Below are 22,988 nucleotides of genomic sequence, written 5' to 3'. Positions count from 1 at the left end.
TCACACGTCCAGCAGCGGCCGGTGCTTGATATGGCGCGCGAACACGGCCATGAACTGCGGATCGACACGCGCACCCCAGACCGCCAGCGAATGGCCGACGATCCAGAGCACCACGCCTGGAATCCACATCTGTAAGCCCAGCCCGACAGCAGCGGCCAAGGTGCCGTTAGTGATGGCCACGGTGCGCGGCGCACCGCCCATCAGGATCGGCTCGGTCAACGACCGATGCAGCGGCACCTCGAAGCCGGGTATTCCATCGTGTGGGCCGTTCATACGACGGCCCCACCGGAGAAGCTGAAGAACGACAGGAAGAAGCTCGAAGCGGCGAACGCGATGGACAGGCCAAACACGATCTGGATCAGCTTGCGGAACCCGCCCGAGGTATCACCGAAGGCCAGCGCCAAGCCCGTAGCGATGATGATGATGACCGCGACGATGCGCGCCACCGGCCCCTGGATGGATTCGAGGATGGATTGCAGCGGCCCTTCCCAGGGCATCGAGGAACCGGCGGCCTGCGCAGTACCTGCGAGCAGCAGCATGAAGGCAGCGAGCATCAAGCCCTGCATGGCCGGGCGAGCCAGGCCATCCAGCCGTGCGGGCCGAGGAAGCGGATTTGCGGAAATACGGAAAGCATCAGCGTGCGTCATGGAAGTTCTCCAGAGTGGTCAGGGGACGGGGAGGAAAGGTCGGACTGCGACAGCAGCTCCGGGAATGGAGCCTCCAGCGCATCCGCCAGGTGGTAGCCCACGCCATCGAAGCCGATGACGCGGACGATGCTCTCGATGCGGCGCTTGCGCCCGCGCCCAGCGATGTGGATGACCACATTGACCGCTTCCGCGATCAGCGCACGGGGCGGGTTCACCGCCACTTCGAGGATCAGTTGCTCCAAACGCAGCAGCGCGCCCAGCGCGGAGCCGGCATGGATGGTGGCGATGCCGCCCGGATGGCCAGTGCCCCAGACTTTGATGAGATCCAATGCCTCGGCGCCACGCACCTCGCCGACGACGACACGATCCGGGCGCAGGCGCATCGAAGATCGCACCAGCTCGGTCATGGACACCACGCCCTGGCGTGTGCGCAGCGGCACGTGGTCGCGGGCCGCGCATTGCAGCTCCACCGTGTCTTCGAGCACCAATACGCGGTCGCCCGTGGCGGCGATCTCGGCCAATAGCGCATTGGCCAAGGTGGTCTTGCCGGTACTCGTCCCGCCGGCGATCAGGATGTTCTGGCGTTCGCGCACGGCGCGCACCAGCAAGCCCGCCTGCGCGGCGGTCATCATTTCGTCCTCGATGTAGCGCGACAGCGGGATCACGCCAAAGGCGCGCTTGCGCAACGCAAAGGCCGGCCCCGGCGCAGCGGGCGGCAGGATGCCCTCGAAGCGCTCGCCCGTCTCGGGCAGCTCCGCCGTCAGGAGCGGCTGGCCGCGATGCACCTCGGCGCCGACGTGGGCCGCGACCAGCCGGATGATTCGTTCGCCGTCGGCCTCGGACAGCTCCACACCCATCGGCGCGCGGCCCGACGAAAGCCGGTCGATCCACAAGGTGCGATCCGGGTTGAGCATGATTTCCACCACGTCCGGGTCTTCCAGCGCGGCGGCGATCAGCGGCCCCATCGCCGTGCGCAGCATCAGGATGCGGCGATCCAGTGAAACGGCGGTGAAGGAAGGAACGGCGCTCATGACGCGCGCTCCTGCGCGTCGTCCATGCGTGCCGGGTCTGGATGCAGTTCTTCCACCACGTCTCGCACCAGACTGCGACCGCGCAGCAAATGCCGCCCGAGTTGTTCGACGAACTGCTCGAAGCGCGCCTTGCCCTGGGCGCGCGCTGCGTCCTGATGCGCTTCGGGCACGGGCGTGCTCACCGTGAGGAAGTAGCGGATGAACAGTGCCAGCGTCTCGATCTGGATGTTCTGGTCGCGCTCCATGCGTTCGGCCTGCCGCGACAGGCGATCCAGCCGCTTGGCAATGGCCGCCTCGCGCTGGTCGGCGGCATCGGGCGACAGCCACGATGCGAGCGCCGCCGCGACGATGGACGACTTGGACACGCCCTTCTTGGCGGCCAGCTCATCGAGCCGCTTGGCGTGCTCCGGCTGGATGAACACGTTGAGGCGGTGTTGGGTCATAGGTCGATTCCGTCATCAGGGTCGAGGGATGCCAGCCGGGCCGTGCGTTGCAGGGCAGGGTCGAGCTGGCGAGGAAGGGGAAGCGGCAGGTCGTCGTCATCGAGCAACCCAAGGTCGGCCGCAGGCGCGGCCAGCTCGGGGTCGTAGGCGGCGATTTCGGAGAGTTCGGGCTGGCGACGCGGGCCGCCGTCATCGGCGCTGCCAAGGTCGCCAACGGTCTCCGCGACGAGAGGTGCCGGCACCGCAGGAATTGCCAGCCCGCTCCAGTCATCGGCGCGGGCCGGCGGCGCGTCGGCGTACTGCCCGTCCGCCAGCGTGGGCGGCGGCAGCACGCGGCGCTTGAAATTGGCGTCCGCGTAGTAGCGCAGCTTCTTCGCCTTGATGGGCGCCACGCTGGACACCATTACCACGGCCTCATCAGGCGGAAGCTGCATGACTTCGCCCGGCGTCAGCAGCGGACGCGCGGTTTCCTGGCGCGACACCATGAGGTGGCCCAGCCACGGCGCGAGCCGGTGGCCCGCGTAGTTGCGCTGCGCGCGCAGCTCGGTGGCGGTGCCCAGCGTCTCGGAGATCCGTTTGGCGGTGCGCTCGTCGTTCGTGGCGAACGTCACGCGCACATGGCAGTTGTCGAGGATGGAGTGGTTTTGCCCATACGCCTTGTCGATCTGGTTGAGCGACTGCGCGATGAGGAAGCTGCGGATGCCATAGCCCGCCATGAAGGCCAGCGCCGTCTCGAAGAAGTCCAGGCGCCCCAGCGCAGGGAACTCATCGAGCATCAGCAGCAGCTTGTGGCGGCGCTCGATGCCATCGGAGCCATCGAGCGACTCGGTGAGGCGCCGCCCGATCTGGTTGAGGATCAGGCGAATGAGCGGCTTCGTCCGCGATATGTCCGAAGGCGGCACCACCAGATACAGCGATACCGGATGCTCGGCCGCGATCAGGTCGGCGATGCGCCAATCGCACCGCGACGTGACTTGGGCCACCGTGGGATCGCGGTACAGGCCGAGGAACGACATGGCGGTGCTCAACACGCCGGAACGCTCGTTGTCCGATTTGTTGAGCACTTCGCGCGCAGCCGAGGCCACCACCGGATGAGGCCCATCGCCGAGGTGCGGCGTGGTCATCATCCGGTGCAGCGTCAACTCGAAGGGGCTGGCCGGGTCGGAGAGGAAGTTGGCGACGCCGCGCAGCGTCTTGTCTTCGCCCGCGTAGAGCACATGCAGGATGGCCCCGACCAGCAGCGCGTGCGAAGTCTTTTCCCAGTGATTGCGCTTCTCCAGCGCACCTTCGGGATCAACCAGAATGTCCGCGATGTTCTGCACGTCGCGCACCTCATGCGCGCCGTGTCGTACCTCCAGCAGCGGGTTGTAGGCCGCTGACTTCGCATCGGTGGGGTTGAACAGCAGGCAATGCGAGAAGCGCGAGCGCCAACCGGCGGTGATCTGCCAGTTCTCGCCTTTGATGTCGTGGATGACGGCGGATGCAGGCCAGGAAAGCAGCGTCGGCACCACGAGGCCCACGCCCTTGCCCGAGCGCGTAGGCGCGAAGGTCAGGACGTGTTCCGGGCCTTCATGCCGCAGGTACTGTTGGCGATGCAGGCCGAGGAACACGCCCGCAGGGTGGTCAAGGCCCGCCTTGTGAATGTCCTCCACATTGGCCCAGCGGGCCGAGCCATAGGTCGTGACCAGGCGCGACTGGCGCGAGCGCCAGATCGACATGCCGATGGCGACCACAACCGCCAGTAGGCCACTGCCGCCCGCGATGGCGCCGCCGGTATCGAACACGCGCGGCGCGTAGGCATCGAAGAAGAACCACCACTCGAACAACCGCCACGGGTGATAGACCGGTGTGTCCAGGAAATCGAACCACGGCGAGCCCAGGCGTAGTTGGTAGCCCAGGGCCGCCGCTGTCCATTGCGTGGCGCTCCACACCCCAGCGATCACGATGCCGAACACCACGGCAATCTGACCGAACAGCACGTTCGTTCCCTGCATCATCCAGCCTCCGATCGCAGCACAGGCATGTGCCGCCCTCGTGAGGATCAGTGCCGCTGGGCGTGCCGGTCAAAGACCGTTATCGGCAGGTTGATGCCGCAAAAAACATGGTTTCCGGCAGGGAAGAACTGGGGCGAAAGACCGCCACAATGAGCGCGCTGCTGCGCAGCGCGCAAAAAGGCGCAGGCACGCGCAGGTGCGTTGCGGCAAGCCGACCATCAGAACTTCGGCGGTTCCTTCGGTGGCGTATAAGGCACCTTGCCGTCGCCCAGGAAACGTCGGTTCGTCGCCTCGGCCACTCGGTTGCACAGCACGTCGCCCATCGTCGGACGATCCGTCTTGCACTGCTGGCGCAGTTCTCGCAAACGCACGGGGTCAGCAGCCAGTTCCTCCACGCTGGGCACGGCAGCGGGCTTGGACGGCTCAGACTTGCCGCAGGCGACCAGCAGAACTGCTAGCGACGACATAGCGATGATCTTGGATAGGTTCATGGCTTGAATCCTCCGAAGTGAAACGGGGCCAATGGCTAAGCGTCTCCCGGTCCCAGGGCTTCGACCCGCTCGATAAAGCGGGCTAGCGCCTGCGACGGCTCGGCGTCGCGGCGCAGCAGATAGGTAGTGAGCATGGGCGACTTTCCCGCGAGCGGTCGGCCCACCACGCCCGGCTCGCGGCTGGAAGCGATGTGCGCGGCGCCTGCGAGCCCTAGCGCCAAGCCGGCCGACACGAAAGTCATCATCACGTCGAACGTGGCGACGTACTGTTCGATCAAGGGCTCCCGGTCCTGCTTGCGCAGGATGCGGTCGATCTGCTTGGCATGGCCTTCGCAAACTGCCGGGTCGCCCAGCACCAGGGGATGTTGCAGCACTTCATCCAGCGGTACCCGCTTGTGGGCCAGTAGTTCATGGCGCGCGGGCATGGCGACCATCAGCTCATCCTCCCAGGCGGGTTCGATGATGATGCCGTCGCCCACCTCGTCGGCCATCGAGAAGCCCACGTCGTATAGATCGTCACGCAGGCCGCTGAGCTGCTGGGCCAGCGGCACCTCGAACAGGCGGATCTCGATCTCCGGGTCTTCCTCGCGGCAGCGCGCCAGCAGCGCCGGCAAGCGCGAGGGGGTGATGCCGTCGGACAGCGCCACGCGCAACCGGCCGTGAAAGCCATTGGCCGCTGCCTTCACGCTCTCACGCGCCTGGTCCAGCGCCAACAGCACGCGAGGCGCGTTCTCCATCAGCAGCTTGCCCGCAAGCGTCAGGCGCGTGCTGCGGCTGGTACGCACGAACAGTTGTGCGCCCAACTCTTCTTCCAATTCCCTGATGGCGCGCGACAGTGGTGACTGTTCGATATGCAGCCGCTCCGCAGCGCGGGCGAAGTGCAGCTCCTCGGCAACGGCCAGAAAGTACCGAAGGTGACGAAATTCCATGAGTCGATGTCCCTGTAAAGCTCGAAGGAGTCTGTCGTGGTGCCGTAACGGCGTTCATCGTTGTTCCTTTCAAGCGGTTACGCCCTCATGTGCGGGCTCTGCCGTGACATCCTCTTCTTGCTCGTCCGGGCGATGAGCCAGCCGATACAGAATTGGCAACACGAGCAGCGTCAGTACGGTGGACGACAAGATGCCGCCGATAACCACGGTGGCCAGAGGCCGTTGGACTTCCGCGCCCGTTCCCGTGGCGATGGCCATCGGGATGAAACCCAGCGACGCCACTAGGGCCGTCATCAGCACCGGCCGCAAGCGTGTCAGCGCGCCCTCGCGGATGGCTTCATCCAGCGGCGTTCCGTCCTCGCGCAAGCTGCGGATGTAGGAAATCATCACTAGGCCATTGAGCACGGCCACACCTGACAGCGCGATGAAGCCCACGGCGGCGGAGATGGACAGCGGAATGTCGCGCAGCCACAGCGCCAGGATGCCGCCGGTCAGTGCAAACGGAATGCCGGTGAAGACCAGCAAGCCGTCCTTGACATTGCCGAACATAGCGAACAGCAGCACGAAGACCAGCAGCAGCGACACTGGCACGACGATCTGCAAGCGCTGCGTGGCGGATTGCAGGTTCTCGAACGTGCCGCCCCAACTCGTCCAATAGCCAGTGGGAATCTTGACTTGCGCCAGCGCTGCCTCGGCGTCGGCCACGAAGGAACCCACGTCACGGCCGCGCACGTTGGCGCTGACCACGATGCGGCGCTTGCCGTTTTCCCGGCTGATCTGGTTGGGGCCGGGCGCCAGCTCGAAGCTCGCCACCTCGGCCAGTTGGATGAAGTTGGTTCGGCCCTCGCCGCCGCCCGCGCCACCCGTTGCGCGCGGCAGAGGAATCGGCAGGCGCTTCATGCTTTCCAAGTCATTACGCAAGGACTCGGGCAAGCGCACCAGAATGTCGAAGCGGCGGTCGCCCTCGAACAGCGTGCCGGCCTCGCGCCCACCGATGGCGGTGGCCACGGCGTCCTGGATGTCGGCCACGTTCAGCCCATAGCGCGCGGCTTTCTGGCGGTCGATGTTCACGGTCAGCATCGGCAAGCCGGTGGTCTGCTCCACCTTGACTTCGGAAGCGCCGGGAATCTTCTGCAGCATGGACGAGACCTCCTCGGCCGTCTTATTCAGGACATCCATGTCGTCGCCAAAAATCTTCACCGCCACATCGCTGCGCACCCCCGAGATGAGTTCGTTGAAGCGCAACTGGATCGGCTGCGAGAACTCATAGTTGTTCCCCGGCACCTTGCCCACGGTCTCCTGAATAGCCGCCAGCAATTCGTCGCGCGACTTGCGCGGCTCGGGCCACTCGGACACGGGCTTGAGCATGATGTAGCCGTCGGAAATGTTCGGCGGCATGGGGTCGGAGGCAATCTCGGCCGTGCCGGTGCGCGCGAAAACGCGGTCGATCTCGGGGAACTTGGCCTTCAGCGTGGCTTCCAGTTGCTGCTGCATCGCAACCGATTGCGAAAGGCTGGTGCCCGGAATGCGCAGCGCCTGGATGGCGAAGTCGCCTTCGTTCAGACTGGGCACGAACTCGCTGCCCATGCGGGTGGCGATCAAACCGCACAGCACCACCGCCACGGCGGCTGCCGCCAGCATCACTGCTTTGGCCGCCATCACGCGATCCAGCAGCGGGCCATACCAGCGCTTGGCCTGCACGACCAGGAAGTTTTCCGTCTCGCTGACCCGATGGCCGATGAACAGGGCGACCGCTGCCGGGATGAAAGTCACCGACAGGATCATGGCCCCCACGAGTGCAGCCACCACCGTGAACGCCATCGGGTGGAACATCTTCCCTTCCACCCCCGTCAGGGCGAAGATGGGCAGGTAGACCACCATGATGATGAGTTGCCCGAACAGCAGCGCGCGGCGTGATTCCTTCGATGCCAGGAACACCTCGTGAAAGCGCTCCGCCCGCGTCAAGGGCCTGCCCTGGTGCGCCTGCGCATGGGCCAGTCGGCGCACGCAGTTCTCGACGATCACCACCGCCCCGTCGATGATGATGCCGAAATCCAGCGCCCCCAGGCTCATCAGGTTGGCGCTCACCTTGTAATGCGCCATGCCGGTGAAGGTGAACAGCATCGACAGGGGAATCACCGTCGCCGTGATGATGGCGGCACGGATGTTGCCCAGGAACAGAAACAGGATCACGATCACCAGGATCGCGCCTTCCAGCAGGTTCTTCTTCACCGTGGCGATGGCCTTGTCCACCAGCACGGTGCGGTCGTACACCGTCACCGCATGCACGCCCTCGGGCAGGCTGCGGTTGATCTCCACCATCTTCTTGTCCACGGCCTGCGACACCGTGCGGCTGTTCTGGCCGATGAGCATGAACACCGTGCCCAGCACCACTTCGCGGCCGTTGTCCGTGGCGGCGCCGGTGCGCAGTTCGCGCCCCATCCCCACGTCCGCCACGTCGCGCACCCGGATCGGCACACCGCCCGCGCTGCTGAGGATGACATTGCCAATGTCCTCCAGCGTCTTGACCTGCCCGGGCGCCCGGATCAGATACTGCTCGCCGCGCTTCTCGATATAGCCCGCACCCACGTTGCCGTTATTGCGATCCAGTGCCGTCACGATGTCTTGCAGGGTAACGCCGAGCGAAGCCAGGCGAGCGGGTATAGGTGCGATCTGATACTCCTTGGCATAACCGCCAATCGAGTTGATTTCAGTCACACCGGGCACGTTGCGCAACTGCGGCTTGATGATCCAATCCTGAATCTCGCGCAGGTCTGTTGCCGTGTAGGGCATCCCGTCGGGTTTCTTCGCACCGTCCTTCGCCTCGACCGTCCACAGGTAAATCTCCCCCAGGCCGGTGGAGATCGGCCCCAGCGCAGGCGTGATGCCGGAAGGCAGTTTTTCCCGCGCCTCCTGGATGCGTTCATTGACCAACTGGCGCGCGAAGTAGATGTCGGTGCCGTCCTTGAAGATCACGATCACTTGCGAGAGGCCGTAGCGCGAAAGAGAGCGGGTTTGCTCCAGGTTGGGCAGGCCCGCCATCACGGTTTCAATGGGATAAGTCACCCGTTGCTCGGTCTCCAACGGTGAATAGCCCGGCGCCTGGGTATTGATCTGCACTTGGACGTTGGTGATGTCGGGTACGGCGTCGATGGGCAACTTCTGGTAGCTGAACACGCCGACGGCGGCCATGCCAATGGCGGCTAACAACACTAGCCATCGGTGCTCGATGGCCGCGCGAATAAGTTTTTCAAACATGTGCGTTGCTCCGGCATCAATGGGTGTGTTCGGCAGAGGCTTTGCCAAGCTCTGACTTCACGACGAAACTGCCTGCGGCCGCATATGCCGCCCCTGCTTGAAGACCTTGCAGTACCTCGACCCGCTTGCCATCGCTGCGACCCAACTGCACAGGCTGGGCCACAAAGCCGTCCTTCACCTTGACGAAAACGACCGGCTTGTCCCTCACGCTCTGAATAGCGTCGCTAGCCACGCTGACTGGCACGGCGGTTTCGGACGCGATCACTTCCACATTGACGAACAGGCCGGGACGCCAAGCGCCTTGGGGGTTGGACAAGACCACGCGGGCCTTGGCCATGCGGGTTTGTTCGCCAATCAGCGCGCCAACAAAGGTGATGGTGCCTTGCGCGCTGGCATCGAATGCCGTTGCCTTGATGGTGACCTTTTCGCCGACCCTGACCAGTGGCAAGTCCTTGGCAGGTATGTTGATTTCAGCCCAGACCTGTCCCAGATCGGACACGGTGAACACGGCGGCGTCTTCCTTGACGGCCTCACCCAGGCTGAGATGCTTTTCAATCACCAGGCCATCGAACGGGGCGCGCAACTCAAAGCGATTCAGCCCTCCCGAAGATCCCGCGCTCAACCCCAAGGCCGACAGCTTCTGCTGAGCATTGGCCACAGCGACTTGCGCCTCGTTTAACGCCTGCCCTGCTTGTAGGTAGTCCTGCTCGGCGGAAATTTTCTGCTCCCAGAGCCGCTTTTCACGCTCGAACGTGGTCTTGGCCAAGGCCAGACGCTTTTGTGCTGTCTGCAACTCGCTGCGCTGCTCAGACGCAGCCGGGCTGGCAATGACTGCGAGAACCTGTCCCTTCTTGACTGCTTGACCCAGACTGGCCTGAACGCTCTCGACCACTCCTGCAATGCGTGGGACAACGTGCGAAGTCCGGTCTTCGTTCAAGCGAATTTCCCCGGGCAATTGCAAGGCTGACTTGATTCGTGCCGCGCCAGCCGTGTCGATGCTAATGGATGCCGCTTTGATTTGTGCATCACTGAGTTCGACTTTCCCCTCCTCTTGGTTGAGGACGAACATGAAGGGTTCGTTGGCTGTCTGGGCAACGATGCTGATCTCGAACGCGTGCGGCTCCGGCACGACCTCGCGGCTCAGCAGGCTGTCCTTGTCAGGCGCGAAGTTGAGCGCCTGCTTCTCGCCGGTCAAGCGCGTGACGGTGGCGCTGACCTTTGCAGTGTTGCTGGCAAGTGGTTTGCCCTTGTCATAGAGCCAGATTCGCAAACGAGGCTCACCGCCTTCCTCCGCGAGCAACGCCTCCAATCCGAAATCCCCTTCATTGAACAGTTTGCCGCCATGCACCCCCTTGCTCGGCCCTTCGTGGTGCTCACCGTCCGCATGGCCCTTGTCGTGGTCGTGCTGGTCACCACTTGCCTTGTCGTGATGCTCACCATCACTGTGGGCCTTGGCTTCAACGTGGCTGCCGTGACCCTCGCCCTCGGCGCTCTTATCCGTCTTGCCGCCGAGAATGGCGCTGCCCAGTCCTATGCCCACTGCGGCGATCACGGCGATGGCAAACCACTGCTTCTTGCCGACGTTCAGTTTGTTCGTTTCGGGTTTCATGTTCATTCCTTGTTTGCAGGCAGGGTGGTCGTGGATTCGGATGCGCCGATCACGCGATCCATGTCCGCCGCCGCGCGGTGCGCATCGGCGAGCGCCTTGAGGTACTGGGACTTGGCGGCAAAGTAGGTGCGTTGCGCGTCCAGCACTTCCAGGTAGTTGAACTTGCCGTAACCAAAGCCCACGGTGGCCGCGTCATAGGCGCTCTTGGCCCCTGGCAGCACCTCTCGCTGCAATATGTCGATCTCGCCGCGAACCGACGCCAGCCGTTCGCGGGCTTGCAGCACCTCCGTGCTCAGGCGCACGTTCAGCGCCTGGAGTTCGTCCCGCGCCTTGTCTTCGCGCTTCAACGCTTCCAGCAAGTTGCCCTGATTGCGGTCGAACAAAGGCAGCGGCACGGAAACACCAAGCATCAACTGATTGCGTGCAAGCTCGTACGGGCGCTTCACGCCCAGGCTGACCGTGACGTCGGGCGTCTGCTTGCTGCGCTCCACGTCGGCCAGCGACCGGCGACGTTCGATCTCCAACTGCGCCCGGCGCAGTGCCGAAGAGGCCGACAGGCGCTGCTGGATGTCATCCAGCGAAGGGACGTTGGGAAGATCATCCACGCTGCCCGCTACCTGGGTGAAACGCGGCGGGTTGGCCCCGAGCAAACTAGCCAGCCGCGCGCGGGCACTGCGTTGTTCGCTCTGCGCCTGTGCCAGTTCAACCCGCACGCCGGCTTCGGCCACCCGAGCCTTGGTTTCTTCGACCGGGGACACCTTGCCCGCCGTCACGCGCTTGGCAACGGCATCCGTCGCTTGCCTGGCCAGGTCAACGCTGTCCTGGGCTAAGGCCGTGCGATCCTGGGCGGCCAGCGCCTCAAAGAAGGCGGCAACCACAGCGGCGCGAATTTCGACGCGCCGCGTGTTCAGTTCTTCAACTGCGACGTCACGCCCTCGCTCTGCCGCGGCAATGCGGGCAGCGCGCTTGCCCCCCAGCTCGATGGGCAGATTGATCTGGACGCTTTGCGTGCGGGTTGGCGTGCGTTGGTCTTCGAGCGAGTACGCCAGCTCGGGATTAGGACGTACTCGTCCCTGAATTACCTGGCCCTCCACGGCCTCGATCTCCCGTTGGGCGACAGTCAGGTCAAGATTCGCCTCCAAAGCCAGCGCGACGGCCTTTTGCAGGGTCAGGGGCGTTGCTGCTTCAATCTGCTCTACGCCGTTGGCGCTCTGCCCAAGAGCTGGTGCCGTCGGCAATAACTGAGCGAAAGCCGTCCCCGTCATGAGCGCAAGGAGCAAGCCTGCCGCAACCGCCCTCGCGTTGTAATTGTGAATATCCTTCAGCATCCGATTCTCCAGTGATTTGAAATACACAAGGGAATCGGCGGGGGGCAATCCAGATGATCGCCAGCAACGTCATCACATCAGCCGCGCGAAGCCGGCTGGATACCGTAGCGCGCCATGCGCGACGGCAGGGGTGAGGACGAAGGGAAAGGAACGCGCTCCCCGCCGATCAGGCGAGGACACGCCACTGAGGGCGCTCTAAACGTTCAGGTGGAGGCGCAGCAAGGTGCTCCGGGGGATACCCCGTAACCAGGGACGGGCTGACTGGCGACGCCAGCTTCACATCCCCTGACAAGACCGAGAAGCACCCGGCATGACAGGACGCGCAATCAGGATCGCCACCCAGGGTCTTGGCCGGATCAGGGCTGGCATCCTTGCCGTCGGCCGCCTTGTGCTGATGCGCGTGGTGGCCGAAGTGCTTGGCCGCAGCCCCGGTTTCATGCTGGCAATAGCTGGCCGCTGCCGCCCAACTGAATTGAAGCGGCAAGAACACCAGCAAGACGATGGCCAGCCATTTGCGCATAGGGGTAACAGTGTAGCAGCTACATGCTTTACTTTGCCACTCCTCGCTGCTTGGGTTTTCTCAGAGCCCCGTGCGCGTAGCGTGCCTCCTCTCAGGTTCATCCTGCATCAAATCAGAGCCGCTTCGATATTCGGCGAGTTGTGGCCGCTTTGACGACTGAGTAACCGTCTTCGAAGTCAAGCGCAATGAAGCGACTTGTCCCAAGGTTTTCCAGTGCGCACCATGGCGTTGAGCGTGGTGAGCAACTTGCGCATGCAAGCGACCAGGGCGACCTTGGGCAACTTGCCAGCGGCCTTCAGACGCTCGTAGAAGGCCTTGATGGCCGGGTTGTAGCGGGTGGCCGTGAGCGTTGCCATGTACAGCACGCGGCGGATCTCGAAGCGCCCGCCTTGTACGCGCCGCCTGCCCTTGCTGCCGCCGGAGTCATTGGCCATGGGCGCCACGCCCACCAATGCAGCGATCTCGCGCCGGTTCAGCCGGCCCAGCTCTGGCAGCTCGGCAATCATCGTGGCACTGGCCACCGGGCCGACTCCCGCAGCCGACTGCAGCAGCGTGTCGAGCTCCCCAAAGTGCTCGCGCACATGCGTGACCATCTGCTCTTCGATCTCATCGAGCTGCGCCTTGATCGCCGCCTCGATGGCCTCGATGCTGGCGTGCAGCTTCTTGGGCGTGATCTGCAGCCGTTGGCGCTCCGAATGGAGCATGGTCAGCAACTGGCGCCTGCGCGTGACCAGGGCCGCGAGCCACTGCTGGCGCTCATCGGCCAGGGGGCGCAAGAAGCGCTGCAGATCGTCGCGGCGCAGCAGCACCGCTGCCAGCTCGGCCAGCGTGCGCGCATCCACCGCGTCGGTCTTGGCCAGGCGTCCCATGGATTTGGCGAAGTCGCGCGCCTGGCGCGGGTTGATGACCGCCACGGGCAGGCCTGTGGCCTGCAGGGCACACGCTAACGCGGCCTCGTAGCCGCCGGTGGCCTCCATCACCACCAGACCCACGTCCAGGGGCTGCACGGCAGCCGCCAGCGCCGAGTGGCCTTCGGCATCGTTGTCAAACCGCTGGGCGCTGCTCTTGGCACCCAGCACACAGACATCCACGTGCGCCTTGGCCACGTCGATGCCCACCGTCACTGAGGTAACAGACATGATCTTCAGATCCCTTGCTTGTGCATGCGCGCTCAATCAAGGCGCGCGTAACCGTTCGGGCTTCACGAAGACCAGCGCGGCGGCCATGCGTTCTGTACTCAGTCACGGGCTCTATCACCCCAGCGCCTACCAAACTGCACGGGCCGGTCTGGCCGCCTCAACGGCGTTCAGACTCTACCGCGCTGGTCTGGTTTAAAGATACAAGGCGACACGAGGGGGCGCCACAGCGCAGGGTACGGGCAACTGGAAGCCTTCAATGCTGATGTTGCGCATGAACTGTTCACGCCGTTGGCGACGTTGATGGGGGGCACTGAAGTTGCTTTGCGCAAAGCACGCGATGCCGACACGTTGCGAGATGTGTTGGGCTCGCACCTCGAAGATCTCCAGCGCATGTCGATGATCGTGCAGGACATGCTCTTTCTGTCGCAAGCCGACCGTGGGGCTGAGGCCCGCCGCGAGCATGTCGCCTGTCTGGCCGGCGTTGCGCGCGCGGTGGTGGAATTGCACGAGGCGGCCATTGAAGAGGCCGGGCTGAAGGTTCGTATCGACGGCGATGCCACCGGCTTGGCCGATGTGCGCCTGTTGCAGCGCGCGCTATCCAACCTGATCGGCAACGCAACCCGACACGCGCATCCGCACAGCACCGTTGTCGTGCAAATCGACCGGCTGGACGGCGAGATCGCCCTGCGGGTGGTGAACGAGGGGCAGACGATTTCAGCCGAGCATTTGCCCAATCTGTTCAACCGCTTCTACCGGGCAGATGCGGCGCGGTCGGATGCCGCCCGCAATCATGGACTGGGCTTGGCCATCGTGGCTGCCATCGCCCGCATGCACGGAGGGCGGACGATGGTCGATTCGAGCAACGGCATCACGTCTATCGGGCTCATGGTGCCCACCCCGCGCGCGCAATAGTCAACGGATCGGGCACCACCAACAGACTGGCTCCACTAGCCAATTACTTCTTCCAGCAGGAGAAGCGCCAGAAAGCCGACAAAGAACATCGCCGTCACCCAGGGGCGATCTGGCGTTTCGTGTGCTTCGATCAGCAGTTCTTCGGTCACGAGGTAGAGCAACGCAATCAGACCAAACGCGAAGAAGCCAGTCAGAAGAGGGTTGGGCAACAGCGCCACCGGCGCTCCAAGCAAGGCCCCGATCGGCAGCAAGAGCACGAGCGCGGCCGTGATCCAGACGACCCTGGCACGGGAGCGAACGCTCTCGCCGAGTTCCGTGGCCACTGTCAATCCCAGGAACAGAACCTCGATGGTCAGGGCGATGGTCAGAAGCAAGCCGACCTTTGGGCCAGCCGCAAACCCGATACCAAGCACCAAGCCATCAATCAGGATGTCGATGCCGATCACGGTCAGGAGACCGGCCGGCCCCTTCGCCAACGCTTCCAGATGCTTCACCAGCAGCATGGTGGCGACGCCGATTCCGCCGCCGATCATCGTCGCCCAAGGCGAGGCCCGGTGCATGATGTCGGGCAAGATTTCGCCGGCCGCCGCCGCGAACACGACGCCAGCGGCGAAATGCTGAATCGCGCTGACCAGTGTTGGCCCCGGCCGCACGTTCACCGCGACCGCAGCTCCGATGATGGCGGCCGCTGCCGGGATCAAGGTGTAGATCCAGGCCGAGATCACCATGACTTAAGTTACCGCGTTGCCGCACTGAGCACAGAATTTCGCGCCGATCGGAATGACGCTACTGCACTTCGTGCACGACGCTGGCACCAGCGATGTCCCGCACTGGCCGCAAAAGCGAGCGCCGTTCGGATTGATCGCTTTGCATTGCGGGCAAGTGATGCCGCTGGCCGAAGGCGCCGGATTGCGCCCCCAGTCGTGACTGCTGGGGCCACCGTGGCCATGGCTACTGCCATGCCCGTGGGAGCCGCCATGCCCCCCGCCGTGGCCGCCGCCATGCCCACCAAAAATTCGATCCAGGATTCCCATTTTCAACACTCCATATTCGGTTTTACTGACCCGCCTGCTGCCTGAGCAGCCTCAGCCCGTTGAAGACCACCAGCAAGCTCGCCCCCATGTCGGCGAACACGGCCATCCACATGGAGGCATCGTCGAAGATCGCCAGCAGCAGGAACACTAGCTTGATGCCCAGCGCGAGCGCGATGTTCTGCCATAGCACGGCGTGGGTGCGCCTGGACAGCCGGATCGTTTCGGGCAGGCGGCGTAGGTCGTCGTTCATGACCACCACGTCGGCGGCCTCCATCGCGGTGTGGGTGCCCGCGCCGCCCATAGCGAAGCCGATGTCAGCCTTCGCCAGCGCGGGGGCGTCGTTGATGCCGTCGCCGGTCATCGCCGTGACGCCCATGCGCTGCTGAAGCTCGCCGATGGCCTGCAACTTGTCCTCGGGCAGCAGGTTGCCACGCACCTCGGCGATGCCCGCCTGGGTGCCGACGGTTTGCGCCGTCGCCAGGTTATCGCCCGTCAACATCACCGGCGTCACGCCCAATGCCTTCAGGTCGGCCACGGCCTGCGCGGATGAGGATTTGATGGTGTCGGCTACTGCACAGATGGCCATGACCCGTTCGCTGCTGGCCAACAACGTGACGGTGCGGCCAGCTTGCTCATGCACTGCAAGGCGGGCTTCGAGGTCAGCCGAACACTGCCCGCGCTCTTCAATCCAGCGGTGGTTAGCCAGCACATAGGTATGGCCGTCGATCACCCCCTGCACGCCGCGCCCGGCAACAGCCTGAAACTCATCCACTTCTTGCGTGGCGGACGACACGCCATCTGCGATGGCCTTGGACACTGGATGATCCGACCGCGCTGCGAGGCTCTTGGCCAGCCCCTCCAGGGCTTGTTGGCCGAGTCCTGTGTCCACGGGCTCGAAGGCCACCAGCTTGGGCTTGCCTTCGGTGATGGTGCCGGTCTTGTCCAGCGCCACGGCCTTGATCTTGCGCGCCTCTTCCAGGTACACACCACCTTTGATCAGGATGCCTCGCCGCGCCCCAGCGGCCAAACCGCTGACGACGGTGACGGGCGTGGAAATCACCAAGGCGCAAGGGCAGGCGATGACCAGCAGCACCAGGGCCTTGTAGGCGGCCTGCATCCAGGTCAGCCCCATGAGCCAGGGCGCCAACAACGCAACGGCAACGGCCAGGACGAACACCGCAGGCGTGTAGACGGCGGCAAAGCGATCCACGAAACGCTGCGTGGGCGCACGGGAAGACTGGGCCTGCTCAACGGCGTGGATGATGCGCGCCAGCGTGCTGTCGGACGCGGGGGCCGTGACACGGATTTCCAACGCCGCAGCCTGATTGATGGTGCCGGCGAAGACTTCATCGCCGGGGCTCTTGTCCACCGGCAAGCTTTCGCCGGTCACGGGGGACTGGTCAATAGCGCTCTGACCTAGGCTCACGATGCCATCCAGCGGAACGCGCTCGCCAGGGCGAATACGCACGGTCATGCCCACAGTGACTTCCTTGACTCCCATGCGCACCCAATTGCCATCGTCTTGACGCACTTCAGCTTGCTCCGGCGCGAGCGCCAGCAGGCTCTTGATGGCGCCGCGCGCCCGATCCACGGCGCGGGCCTCGATGGCTTCCGCAATCGCATATAGGGCCATCACCATCGCCGCTTCGGGCCACTGGCCGATCAGGAAAGCGCCGGTCACGGCCACGGTCATCAGGGCATTGATGTTCAAGCGGCCCTGCCGCAGTGCAGCCAGCCCCTTGCCGTAAACCGAGAAACCCGACAGCGCGATGGCCGCCGCGGCCAGCGCCATTCCCAGCGCCTTGACAGGTACGCTGTCTGGAAAGGCGAATGCCAAGCCCTCGGCCGCCACAGCCAACCCCAGGGCGCCCAGCGACTTGCCCCATGTCGTCCAGAAGCCCGTTGGCGAGGCAACCGCAGCAGCCGACGAGCCTGTGTCGCCAAGAGGTTCCGGCTTGAAGCCTGCCTTGCGGATTGCGTCTAGCGCCTGCTGCAAGACAGGATCATCGGCGGCAATGGCCAACTCGCGTTCGCCCAGATTGAATTGCAGGCTACGAATTCCCGCCATGCCGTCCAACGCCCGGCGGATTTCCGACTCCTCCGAGGCACAGTCCATATTCGCAATGCGGAAGCGCTGGACATTCTTCGCGCCGAGGGGTTCTGGCTTGAAACCCGCTTTGCGGATCGCTTCTAGGGCCTCGGGCAGCGCGTGGTCATCGGCGGCAATGGCAAGCTCTCGATCCCCCAGGTTGAATCGCAGGCTGCGAATCCCCGCCATGCCTTCCAGCGCCCGGCGGATTTCCGACTCCTCTGAGGCACAGTCCATGTTTTCTATGCGAAAGCGTTGCGGCCCAATAGTCGTTGCATCAGACGCTGTTGGCTCGGGCGCCACAGGCACTGTTGCACAGCCACTCCCGCAGCAGGCAGCGTCGGCGTGTTGGCGTTGGTGGGCAGAGTTCATGAAATTCTCCTTTTCAGTCAGATTGGAAACCCTGTACCCACTACAGAGTCAAGCGCCTACAATGAGCCTTGGAGAAAAACCCGCGACCGCTGAAGATGAACTCATGAAAATCGGCGAACTGGCTAAGGCCGCACATACCCAGGTAGAGACGATCCGGTACTACGAGCGTGAAGGCTTGCTACCCGAAACGGCCCGTACGGATGGCAACTACCGCATGTACGCAGAAGAACACGTTGACCGGCTGTCCTTCATCCGGCACTGCCGGGGGTTGGACATGACGCTGGATGAAATCCGGGTTCTGTTGCGCTTCAAGGATGCACCGCACGAGAACTGCGCCCAGGTGAACGACCTGCTCGACGAGCACATCGACCATGTGGCTACCCGCATCAAGGAATTGAAAGCGTTGGAACGACAGCTCAAGACCTTGCGGGAACGCTGCCGTGAATCCCAGCAGGCCAGCCAGTGCGGCATCTTGACCGAGCTGTCCTCAGCATCGCGCCATCTGCACGAACCGGCGACGCGCAGGGGCCATGTTCATGGGGCACATAGCCTCAAGTGACTAGCCCAAAGAAACCCCAAGCCGACGCCCGATTTCCCATGAGGTCGTTCCGCCACGCACTGTCGCCGCAAGCGGCTGCCCCAACCGCTGCTCGATCACTGGCCTCCACGGTACCAGGCTGAAGCCCATGCCGTCGTCCAGCATCGCATACCGACCGCTGGCGAGCATGAGGCTGCGGCGGTAGATGCCGGCCACGCGCTGGCCGTCGGCCACCGGGCGGTGCTCCAGGCCGGTTTCGGCGGCGATGTCCTTGGCGGCCTGCGCCAGCTCGCGGCTGCGCAGCGTGCCCAGCAGGTTTCGGGCGAGGATCACGCGCTGCCCGCGCCGCTCGGCCAGTCCCTGTTCGGCCAGGAAGTCGGCGCGCTGCTGCATCGCCTGCTTGGCCTCGCCGCCAAAGCCGAGGTCGCCCAGGCCCGAGCCGCCGCCGATCAGTTGCTGGTCGAGCCAGGTAGCCCCGATGACGCGGGCCTGCCGCTCGATGGGCAGGTGCGATTTCAGTTCCACGGCCACGCCGCCCAGGCGCTGCGCGTCGTACTGATGGCCACGCTCGGGCAGATCGTCCGGCACCTTCCATAGCCCTTCGGCCACGCGCTCCACGATGCCGGCGCGGCGCAGGGCTTCGAGTCGGCGGATGTGGGCCGCGACGACTTCCTGCGGATCACGGCCCGGCACGGCCTGACCCTGCGCGACGGCCAGGTGATGGTCGGTGCGGTATAGGCCGCCGCTCGCCAGTGCGGTGATGTTCTTGTCGGCTGCGCGCACGTCGGCCGATCCCTTCACCTCCACTACGGCGCCGGCCGGATAGTTCGCCAGTTCATCGTGTGCGTTGAGCGCGACGTAGTGGGCCTTGCCGTCCACGCCGTCGATGACCAGATAGCCCCGGTCGCGCAGCTCGTCGGCCAGCCCCTTCGCTGCCACGCGGCCGAGAATGGTTCGGCCATCGTCTCCCGGCTCGAACACCGCCAGCTCGCGCGGCTCGCCGCGCATGGCCCGCCGCATGGTGCGGATGATGTCGCCACGCTCGCCCAGGGCGCACAGGGTCTTTTCCGCGTCGGCATGGACGGCCCAGGTGCCCGGCTGCATCTCGTCGGCCAGGCCCAGGCGCTGCAAGCGTTGCAGTCGGCCGATCAACAGCAGGCGTTGGCGTTGCAGCTTCGGTTCGTTGAAGCGTTCGATCTGCACTCTGCCGTCTTCGCCGGCCTCTCGTTGCAGCGTCCGATCCAGACTCGTCCACCGCTCCTGCTCCACCTCGCGCTGCAAGGTCTGCTGGATCTCCAATTCGGTGCGTGGCCCCAGCCATTCGGTTGCCAGCTCGGATGCTCGATGGCGGAAGCCATCGGCGATGTAGTCGCCCGCGATGATGAGGTCTTTGCCCGTGTCGTCGCGTCCGCGCACGATCAGATGGGTGTGCGGGTTGTCGGTGTTCCAGTGATCGACCGCCACCCATTCCAGCCGCGTGCCCAGGTCGGCTTCCATGCGGCCCATCAGATGCCGCGTGTAGGTGCGCAGGTCTTCCAGTTCCGTGCCATCCTCTGGCGAAACGATGAAGCGGAAGTGGTGCCGATCATCGGCACAGCGTTCCTTGAAGGCATCAAGATCGGCTTCGTCGGTCTGCGGCCCGTAAGCCCGGCCCGGTTCACCGTCCCGGCCCACGCCGTCGCGCTCGATGTAGCGCAGGTGCTTGGCGAGCGACTGCGGACTGGCCCGCTGCTGGTTCACCAGCAAGGTCTTGATGGTCACGCGCCGCGACATGGGCGTGAGCTTCGCCCCCGCGAAGCGCGCCGCCGTATGCCCACGCCCCAGGCGCGAGCCGGGTCGCTGGCCAGTGGTCTTGCTGCCACCAGTCGATGCCGGACGGCGCACCGAGGACTTGCCGCTGCTGGCTTTGCCCGCCTGCTTGAGCACCTTGGAAACGAAGCTCTGGCCCTGGCTCTTGCCCCGGTTCTTCGGAGCGCTGGGACGGATGCGGAAATCATCGTCGCGGCGGTCGGTCATGGCCGCGCTCCCTGCAAGCTCTGGCGTGTCCGGTCGTGCGAAGCACGCGGACATGCCCGCATCGGCGCGGGCCTCGCGCCCCACGCGGCACGGAGGCGAAGCCGCGCCGTGCCGCGCCACCCCCACGTGCAGACTGGCTTTGCGGGCCGACAGGTGCCGCCCCCTTTTGTCTTGCCTTCCGCCTTTGCCCCTCGCTGACGCTCCGGGCAGCGGCGGCCCGGCGGCGCTGCTGCGCGAGCAGTCAGCGCGCTGGCGAACACGGCGATGGCCACAGGCCAACCGTGTTCGAGGCAAGACGCCTGCACGTGGGACGGCTGCGCCGAAGGCAGTGCGAAGTGCGGTGCGAATGCACCCGCACTGCACGCGCGACGACACGGCGACGGCCAGCAGAACGACACGCCCGATGGCACGATGAGATGCACGGCAACGTGCAGCGAATCGGCGGCCATCATGGGCGTGACTCCAGCCAGACCGGGCGCGCAACGCCGATCACGGCGGCGGCGCTGATCGGCCCGAAATACCGGCTGTCGAACGACGCCGGGTTAGTCACGCTCAAGAGGAACAGTTCGCCAGGTCGAAGGCGGCGGCACTGCTGCCAGGACGGCAGTGGACGGCCCAGCCGATCAGCGGGCAGCACGGCGGCCGAAGGCACGCCGTCGATGCGGACGCTGCCGCCAGCGATGCACACCTCCTGCGGCGCGATGGCGCCCACGCGCTTGAGCAGTGGGATGCGCGTCGGTAGGTAGCCGCGCTGCGCTGCGAGCGCAGCGGCCTCGGCGGGCAGCGGAACCAGCACGATGCTGTCCACGGACAACGGACGTGGCAGCGAGCTGGTGCGACGGTCGAGCGGATCGACGCGATACCAGCCGACCGCCACGCTGTCGGACGGGTTGTAGGTCAGGCGCGGCAGTGGATGCACGAAGGACGCCCAGGCCAGCGCAGCGAGGCCGTAGGCGGATAGGCCCGCCAGCACGAGGCGAACGCGCAGGCGGGAGCGAGGATGGGCCGTCATGGCAGCACCCTCCCGGCCAGCCAGGCGGCGTGCCGCTCGGCACTGTATTCGGGCAGCGGCAAGCGCGCCGCGAGCCGGTTGCCCAGTGCGCGCCAGTACGCGGGCGAGGCGGTAGCAGGCGCGATGCCCAGCGCCTCGATGGCGTCGATACGCTCCAACACGGCGCGCACCGCGTTGTCGCCCTCGGCGTGCAGCAGCAGGCGCGCGCCCGGCTGCACGCCGGGGATGCGCTGCGCGTCATCCAATGGCGTGCAAGCCTGCATCACCATGAGCTGCCAGCGGATCGTGCCGTAGTCGTTGGCCTGCCAGCGAATGCGGCAGAACACGGCGTTCGGCATGAACACGGCGAGACTGCGCCAGCGGTCGAGCCGCAGCGTGCGCGCGGGTTCGCCAAAGCGCAGATAGAGCTTGAAACGGTGCTCCAGGAAGGCCAGCGAAACGCGCGTCAGCGGCGTTAAGGTGTGCCGCGCCGCGAGCACAGCGAGCGACGGCGACGGTGCAGCCGTGGCCGCGATAGGAGCCTGCACGTCGGCAGGAAAAGCGGATGCGTTCATGGCGTGTTCTCCCTGCGTTGCTCCGGGAACTCCCGTTCCAGCAGTGCGCGCAGCAGATCGGCCACCGTCACGCCCCGCGTGAAGGCCGAAACCTTGATGCGCGCCCGCATCGCGGGCGTGATGTCGAGGGTCAAGCGGGCGGTATAGAGATCGCCCTTGTTGAGCGCATCGCCGTCGCCCTGCCGAATCCACGCCTCGGCGTGCGGATTCGCAGGCGGGCGGGCGCCGATGCCGACACGCTTGGCAGCACGTTTGCTGCTGGGTGTGGGCTTCGTGGTCATGACGGCCACCGCAGCAGTTCGTCCACCAGTGCGGTGATCTCGCGCGCGGCGGCGCTGTCCGGCGCCGTCTCGCGGGCGAGCCGCCCAGCGGCCACGCTGTCGGCGAAGACGATGCGCTGGCGCACTTCCGAGCGCAGCGCAGGCAGCGGCTGCTCGGCCAGCGCGCCGCGTGCCTCGCGTCCGATCACGGTGGTGCTGACGCGCCGGTTGATGACGAAGGCCGCGCGCAGCGCAGGCCGGAAGACTTGCGCCTCGCGGATCAGCGCCACCATCTCGGCAGAAGCCCACAGGTCGTAGGGACTCGGCTGCACCGGGATCAGCACCCGCTCGGCCGCCAGCAGCGCGGAGCGCGCCAAGGCGGCGATGCGCGGCGGGCCGTCGATGACGACGTGATCGGCCCGCCTGGCGAGTTCTGGCGCTTCCTGATGCAGCGTTTCGCGTGCCAGGCCCACGGCGCTGAACAGCCTTGGCAAGCCTTGCTGGCTGCGGCGCTGCGTCCAGTCCAGCGCAGAGCCTTGCGGGTCAGCGTCCAGCAGGATGACCGACTGCCCACGCATCGCCAGCTCGCCGGCGATGTGGGTGGCGAGCGTGGTCTTGCCCACGCCGCCTTTCTGGTTGAGCAGCGCGACGATCATGGCCTGGCCCTCCGTGTTGGAAAGCCCGGCTGTTGCTGCTGCTTTTCGTGCCGCGTGGTGGTTGTCCACCGTGGCGCGGCGCTTCTACTAAAAGTTAGAGAATTTAAGTTAGGGAAGTTAGGAGAGGCCGAAACCCGCGCCAGCATTGGCTTTGCG

General features: G+C 65.1%; 21 protein-coding genes and 1 pseudogene. 2 read left to right on the top strand and 20 right to left on the bottom strand.

All coding sequences use genetic code 11. From position 1 onward, the window contains the following. The 12 genes from PQV96_RS13545 to PQV96_RS13490 form a co-directional block, all read right to left on the bottom strand. Positions 1-273, bottom strand: coding sequence for a VirB3 family type IV secretion system protein (locus PQV96_RS13545; RefSeq protein ID WP_009523292.1), 273 nt, complete (start codon positions 271-273; stop codon positions 1-3). Next, positions 270-647, bottom strand: a complete 378-nt coding sequence (locus PQV96_RS13540; RefSeq protein WP_009523291.1) for a TrbC/VirB2 family type IV secretion system protein — start codon at positions 645-647, stop codon at positions 270-272. Before PQV96_RS13540 ends, PQV96_RS13545 begins: the two co-directional genes overlap by 4 nt. Then, positions 644-1,678 carry a P-type conjugative transfer ATPase TrbB gene (trbB, locus tag PQV96_RS13535; RefSeq protein ID WP_103519349.1) on the bottom strand — a complete coding sequence of 345 codons (1,035 nt, stop codon included), beginning with the start codon at positions 1,676-1,678 and terminating at the stop codon, positions 644-646. Before trbB ends, PQV96_RS13540 begins: the two co-directional genes overlap by 4 nt. Then, entirely contained in the window at positions 1,675-2,121 is a 447-nt protein-coding gene (locus tag PQV96_RS13530) for a ribbon-helix-helix protein, CopG family (protein WP_009523289.1), read from the bottom strand. Before PQV96_RS13530 ends, trbB begins: the two co-directional genes overlap by 4 nt. Then, the gene (locus PQV96_RS13525) at positions 2,118-4,115 is read right to left on the bottom strand and encodes a conjugal transfer protein TraG (protein ID WP_024537622.1); all 1,998 of its coding nucleotides are present in this window, start codon (positions 4,113-4,115) and stop codon (positions 2,118-2,120) included. The genes PQV96_RS13530 and PQV96_RS13525 overlap by 4 nt, the downstream gene beginning before the upstream one ends. 218 nt (positions 4,116-4,333) lie before the next feature. Further along, positions 4,334-4,606 carry an EexN family lipoprotein gene (locus PQV96_RS13520; RefSeq protein WP_009523287.1) on the bottom strand — a complete coding sequence of 91 codons (273 nt, stop codon included), beginning with the start codon at positions 4,604-4,606 and terminating at the stop codon, positions 4,334-4,336. Between the two features lie 35 nt (positions 4,607-4,641). Continuing rightward, positions 4,642-5,535 (bottom strand): LysR family transcriptional regulator, encoded by an 894-nt coding sequence (locus PQV96_RS13515; protein ID WP_009523286.1) that lies wholly within the window; start codon positions 5,533-5,535, stop codon positions 4,642-4,644. A 69-nt stretch (positions 5,536-5,604) separates the two neighbouring features. Beyond that, positions 5,605-8,793, bottom strand: coding sequence for a CusA/CzcA family heavy metal efflux RND transporter (locus tag PQV96_RS13510; RefSeq protein ID WP_066787373.1), 3,189 nt, complete (start codon positions 8,791-8,793; stop codon positions 5,605-5,607). Between the two features lie 16 nt (positions 8,794-8,809). Beyond that, a complete protein-coding gene (locus PQV96_RS13505; RefSeq protein ID WP_142082053.1) occupies positions 8,810-10,402 on the bottom strand; it encodes an efflux RND transporter periplasmic adaptor subunit in 1,593 nt (530 codons plus the stop codon). Positions 10,403-10,404: 2 nt separating this feature from the next. After that, the gene (locus PQV96_RS13500) at positions 10,405-11,730 is read right to left on the bottom strand and encodes a TolC family protein (protein ID WP_066787370.1); all 1,326 of its coding nucleotides are present in this window, start codon (positions 11,728-11,730) and stop codon (positions 10,405-10,407) included. 166 nt (positions 11,731-11,896) lie between these two features. Then, positions 11,897-12,250, bottom strand: coding sequence for a cation efflux protein, CzcI family (gene czcI, locus PQV96_RS13495; RefSeq protein ID WP_066787367.1), 354 nt, complete (start codon positions 12,248-12,250; stop codon positions 11,897-11,899). A 176-nt stretch (positions 12,251-12,426) separates the two neighbouring features. Further along, on the bottom strand, positions 12,427-13,389 hold the full coding sequence (locus PQV96_RS13490; protein WP_420482148.1) for an IS110 family RNA-guided transposase: 963 nt from the start codon (positions 13,387-13,389) through the stop codon (positions 12,427-12,429). 219 nt (positions 13,390-13,608) lie between these two features. Between PQV96_RS13490 and PQV96_RS13485 the strand changes: the two are divergent. Further along, a pseudogene (locus PQV96_RS13485) lies at positions 13,609-14,301 on the top strand (ATP-binding protein); the annotation flags it as partial. Positions 14,302-14,336: 35 nt separating this feature from the next. Here the strand turns inward: PQV96_RS13485 and PQV96_RS13480 are convergent. Genes PQV96_RS13480 through PQV96_RS13470 form a run of 3 tightly spaced genes read right to left on the bottom strand, consistent with a single transcriptional unit; the run spans position 14,337 to position 17,796 of the window. Continuing rightward, positions 14,337-15,029 carry a ZIP family metal transporter gene (locus PQV96_RS13480; protein WP_009523279.1) on the bottom strand — a complete coding sequence of 231 codons (693 nt, stop codon included), beginning with the start codon at positions 15,027-15,029 and terminating at the stop codon, positions 14,337-14,339. A gap of 3 nt (positions 15,030-15,032) precedes the next feature. Next, positions 15,033-15,335: a double zinc ribbon domain-containing protein gene (locus PQV96_RS13475; protein WP_082136747.1), complete on the bottom strand. Its 303-nt coding sequence runs from the start codon at positions 15,333-15,335 to the stop codon at positions 15,033-15,035. A gap of 22 nt (positions 15,336-15,357) precedes the next feature. Next, positions 15,358-17,796 carry a heavy metal translocating P-type ATPase gene (locus PQV96_RS13470; protein ID WP_027477924.1) on the bottom strand — a complete coding sequence of 813 codons (2,439 nt, stop codon included), beginning with the start codon at positions 17,794-17,796 and terminating at the stop codon, positions 15,358-15,360. 103 nt (positions 17,797-17,899) lie between these two features. On the opposite strand from PQV96_RS13470, the gene cadR reads away from it, so the two are divergent. Then, complete coding sequence (gene cadR / locus PQV96_RS13465) at positions 17,900-18,355, top strand: Cd(II)/Pb(II)-responsive transcriptional regulator (RefSeq protein WP_024537628.1); 456 nt, start codon at positions 17,900-17,902, stop codon at positions 18,353-18,355. On the opposite strand, the gene PQV96_RS13460 is transcribed toward cadR, so the two are convergent. The 5 genes from PQV96_RS13460 to parA all read right to left on the bottom strand — a co-directional run bounded on the left by PQV96_RS13460 (position 18,356) and on the right by parA (position 22,832). Next, positions 18,356-20,350 carry a relaxase/mobilization nuclease domain-containing protein gene (locus PQV96_RS13460; RefSeq protein ID WP_142082055.1) on the bottom strand — a complete coding sequence of 665 codons (1,995 nt, stop codon included), beginning with the start codon at positions 20,348-20,350 and terminating at the stop codon, positions 18,356-18,358. A gap of 448 nt (positions 20,351-20,798) precedes the next feature. Beyond that, a complete protein-coding gene (locus PQV96_RS13455; RefSeq protein WP_142082059.1) occupies positions 20,799-21,362 on the bottom strand; it encodes a S26 family signal peptidase in 564 nt (187 codons plus the stop codon). Beyond that, positions 21,359-21,916, bottom strand: coding sequence for a DUF2840 domain-containing protein (locus PQV96_RS13450; RefSeq protein ID WP_060983862.1), 558 nt, complete (start codon positions 21,914-21,916; stop codon positions 21,359-21,361). Before PQV96_RS13450 ends, PQV96_RS13455 begins: the two co-directional genes overlap by 4 nt. Then, complete coding sequence (locus PQV96_RS13445; protein WP_060983861.1) at positions 21,913-22,197, bottom strand: hypothetical protein; 285 nt, start codon at positions 22,195-22,197, stop codon at positions 21,913-21,915. The genes PQV96_RS13450 and PQV96_RS13445 overlap by 4 nt, the downstream gene beginning before the upstream one ends. Then, positions 22,194-22,832, bottom strand: a complete 639-nt coding sequence (parA, locus tag PQV96_RS13440; RefSeq protein ID WP_142082554.1) for a ParA family partition ATPase — start codon at positions 22,830-22,832, stop codon at positions 22,194-22,196. The genes PQV96_RS13445 and parA overlap by 4 nt, the downstream gene beginning before the upstream one ends. Positions 22,833-22,988 lie beyond the last annotated feature (156 nt).

This window comes from Acidovorax temperans (assembly GCF_028596105.1).
In the GTDB taxonomy this organism is placed as follows: domain Bacteria; phylum Pseudomonadota; class Gammaproteobacteria; order Burkholderiales; family Burkholderiaceae_C; genus Acidovorax; species Acidovorax temperans.
This window is presented reverse-complemented; position numbering and strand designations above follow the sequence as displayed.